Here is a 2297-nt window from a genome sequence, read left to right as displayed (position 1 = left end):
AGCTTGCATTCAACCATGGCGGCGGCGGAAGCGCGGCATCGGCGCCGGGAAAGACCTTCGGCCAGGCCGCCTTGCAGATCGTCGCCGCCGACGTCTCGATGTCGCTCGACAACGTGCTCGCGGTCGCGGGAGCGGCGCGCGAGCATCCCTACATCCTCGCGTTCGGACTGTTGCTGTCGGTCGCGATGATGGGCGTCGCCGCCGATCTGCTCGGCCGGGTGTTGCAGAAGCAGCGCTGGATCGCCTATGTCGGTCTCGCCATCATCGTCTACGTCGCCTTCGAGATGATCTACCGCGGCTCGCTCGAGCTCGCGCCTGTCATCGCGAGTCTCTAAGACGACGCTTCCTGTGCGCAATCCGGAGTGACCAATGACGTCTGAACCCAAAGCGGCTTCGGCGGCGCCCGTGCCGCCGCCGGCGATCGGCCTGGTCGCCCAGCTGATCTTCGGCTCGCGCTGGCTGCAGGTGCCGCTCTATGTCGGCCTCATCATCGCACAGGGCGTCTACGTGCTGCTGTTCCTCAAGGAGCTCTGGCATCTGGTCGCGCACTCCTTTGACGCCAGCGAGCAGCAGATCATGCTGGTCGTGCTCGGACTGATCGACGTTGTCATGATCTCGAACCTGCTCGTGATGGTGATCGTCGGCGGCTACGAGACCTTCGTCTCGCGTCTGAACCTGAGCGGCCATCCGGACGAGCCGGAATGGCTCAGTCATGTCAACGCAAGCGTGCTCAAGATCAAGCTTGCGATGGCGATCATCGGCATCTCCTCGATCTCGCTGCTGCGGACCTTCATCGAGGCCGGAAATCTCGGCACCACGCGCAGCAATTTCACCGAGACCGGTGTGATGTGGCAGGTCTTGATCCACCTGACCTTCATCATCTCGGCGATCGGCATCGCCTGGGTCGATCGCCTCAGCGAGAGCGGTCACCGCAAGGAAGCGGGGCACGGCTGAGCGCGGCGCAGTGTATTTGACCGAAGCTGGCTCAGAGGTGCGGGCTCTCGTCCTTGAAATCACGGGCCTGCGCCAGCGTCCCGGACGGCATCTCGCCGAACGTCGCCTTGTAGAGTTTCGAGAATTCGCCCATGTGCCAGAAGCCGTTCGCGAGCGCCGCGGCCTTCACGGTCGTTTCGTTACCTCCGGTCAGTAGCTGGGTGCGGGTCGACCACAGCCGCTTCAGCCTGAGATGGTGCTGCAGGCTGACGCCATGCACGGCCTGTGTCGCGCTCTGGAGCGTGCGGACGGAGACGCCGAGCGCATCTGCGAGGTCGCCGCTGTAGAGCGGGATGCCGCCGGACAGCGTGGCCGCCTCGTCCAGCCGTGCGACCAGCTTGCGATGCTTGTCGTACGACCCGCGCCGGAGATGTCGAGCGTCGATGGGGGCAAGGGCGGCATCGAGCCCTGCGAGAAGCCTTTCCTGGATCGGCCGGTCGATGGCTTCGAATTGCCTGGGATCTTTGCAGCGCGAGGCCAGGCTGAACATGTCGAGAATGGCCGCGCGCACGCGCGCCATCGTGTCGTCGTTGAGGCGCGTGAATTCGAGCCCGGTGTCGTAGTCCGCCCAGCCGCGATGGCGCATGTCGGAGTTGAAGCGCAGCATCAGATAGGTGTTGGGGTGATGCTCGACCGCCTCGGTGGCGACCTTGCCGCGCACGACACCGATCATCGAGTTGTCGATCTCGCGCCCGTTGGTGGTGGAATGACAGGCGAGCGGGATGACGAGGCCGACGCCGTGGTCGGTGCCGACATTGGCCTCGAGGCGCCGCGCGAAGGTCCGCTGCAGCACGAACAGACCATCCTGGAGCGGCAGGATGGCGCGGTGCAGCGAGACCTCGCGCGGCTCGAGCGGCGTGCTGATGCCGCCGCCCAGCACCTCGCTCGGACGAAAGGACTCGAAATCGCTGTAGCGCTCGATGCTCAGGACTCGCGACGGCTTGAGCCAACGTACCGGCATCTCGGGATCCCAGTGACTTCAGGCGTTCGGCGTGTGCCGGCGCGTCCTCGATCTCGCGGGCGCGACATCGGCCGGGAATGCTGCCGGAGCAACCTTGCTTCAGGCAAGTCCGCAAGACCACGGGTCGCGTGGTCGCATCCACGCTGCGCCGGCTTGGCGGCGGCGCCGCGACGTCACGACGTCTGCGGATAGGCCGCGTTCTCGCGCCGCTCGCGCTCGCCCAGCTCGCGCACCAGCTCCTGGAGAAAGGATTCGATGAAGGCGGGCAGGGTGCGCTCGGCGCGAACATAGATGCCGAGGTCGGACCAGACCGGGCTGCCGGCGTTGTCGAGCGGCAGGAAGA

3 protein-coding genes are annotated in these 2297 nt (G+C 65.7%); 2 read left to right on the top strand and 1 reads right to left on the bottom strand.

The annotated features are described in order from the left end of the window. Both AC1D00_RS37280 and AC1D00_RS37275 read left to right on the top strand, forming a co-directional pair. Nucleotides 1-335, top strand: a 335-nt coding sequence (locus AC1D00_RS37280) for a TerC family protein (RefSeq protein WP_477014107.1), incomplete at its 5' end; no start/stop codon positions are given. A gap of 34 nt (nt 336-369) precedes the next feature. Then, a complete protein-coding gene (locus tag AC1D00_RS37275) occupies nt 370-954 on the top strand; it encodes a TIGR00645 family protein (RefSeq protein WP_135173962.1) in 585 nt (194 codons plus the stop codon). A gap of 31 nt (nt 955-985) precedes the next feature. Here the strand turns inward: AC1D00_RS37275 and AC1D00_RS37270 are convergent, their stop codons facing one another. Then, nucleotides 986-1954: an AraC family transcriptional regulator gene (locus AC1D00_RS37270; protein WP_477014106.1), complete on the bottom strand. Its 969-nt coding sequence runs from the start codon at nt 1952-1954 to the stop codon at nt 986-988. Nucleotides 1955-2297 lie beyond the last annotated feature (343 nt).

This window comes from Bradyrhizobium sp. P2_E8, assembly GCF_056403875.1.
Note: the sequence above shows the minus strand (reverse complement) of the source record. Positions and strands in the feature narration are given on the sequence as shown.

Coding starts and splice junctions, on each gene's coding strand:
- AC1D00_RS37275 (WP_135173962.1), top strand. CDS start 370: ATGACGTCTGAACCCAAAGCGGCTTCGGCGGCGCCCGTGCCGCCGCCG.
- AC1D00_RS37270 (WP_477014106.1), bottom strand. CDS start 1,954: ATGCCGGTACGTTGGCTCAAGCCGTCGCGAGTCCTGAGCATCGAGCGC.